Annotated in this window: 2 protein-coding genes; both read left to right on the top strand. The window is 36.3% G+C overall.

Annotated elements, in window-relative coordinates:
- A partial coding sequence (gene folE, locus VXQ92_RS19890) for a GTP cyclohydrolase I (protein ID WP_416682950.1) occupies nt 1-361 on the top strand: 361 nt, incomplete at its 5' end.
- A 161-nt stretch (nt 362-522) separates the two neighbouring features.
- Nucleotides 523-1,144, top strand: a 622-nt coding sequence (locus VXQ92_RS19895) for a serine hydrolase (RefSeq protein ID WP_416682951.1), incomplete at its 3' end; no start/stop codon positions are given.

The raw sequence follows: 1,144 nt of genomic DNA on the forward strand, positions 1-1,144 counted from the left end.
GAATATTGAATTTTATTCGCTCTGCGAACATCATCTTCTCCCATTCTATGGCCGTGTTCATGTTGCCTATTTACCAGAAGGCAAAGTTCTTGGCTTATCTAAATTTGCACGTATTACCGAGATGTTTGCTCGTCGTTTGCAAATTCAGGAAAACCTGACTCAGCAAATCGCTGAAGCTGTTGCAGAAGTCACTGGTGCTCGCGGTGTCGCTGTAGTCATCGATTCAGCACATATGTGTATGATGATGCGTGGTGTAGGTAAACAAGAATCTACCACCCGTACAGTTTCATTTGTCGGAGATTTTAAAACCGATAAAGAAGCGCGCCGTGAATTCTTAAGTGCAGTACCAGAAAGCTACTAATATAGTTTTTACTGCCTAAATAAGAGCCCGACAATGTTGGGCTTTTTTTATAGCTGAACGCGATAAACTTCAATCCAATTCTATAAAACATAACAATTAAATTAGGTGATATTTGTTATAAAAGTAGGCATCTTTCTTTTTAAATAATTTATGAGCTAATCATGCGATTTAAAAAAATTTCTTGTCTACTTTTATCTCCGCTTTTTATTTTTAGTACCTCAATTTATGCGGACAATACACCAAAAGACCAAGAAATTAAAAAACTGGTAGATCAAAACTTTAAACCGTTATTAGAAAAATATGATGTGCCAGGTATGGCTGTGGGTGTTATTCAAAATAATAAAAAGTATGAAATGTATTATGGTCTTCAATCTGTTCAAGATAAAAAAGCCGTAAATAGCAGTACCATTTTTGAGCTAGGTTCTGTCAGTAAATTATTTACCGCGACAGCAGGTGGATATGCAAAAAATAAAGGAAAAATCTCTTTTGACGATACGCCTGGTAAATATTGGAAAGAACTAAAAAACACACCGATTGACCAAGTTAACTTACTTCAACTCGCGACGTATACAAGTGGTAACCTTGCCTTGCAGTTTCCAGATGAAGTACAAACAGACCAACAAGTTTTAACTTTTTTCAAAGACTGGCAACCTAAAAACCCAATCGGTGAATACAGACAATATTCAAATCCAAGTATTGGCCTATTTGGAAAGGTTGTGGCTTTGTCTATGAATAAACCTTTCGACCAAGTCTTAGAAAAAACAATTTTTCCGGCCCTTGGCT

Source organism: Acinetobacter sp. 228, from assembly GCF_048147885.1.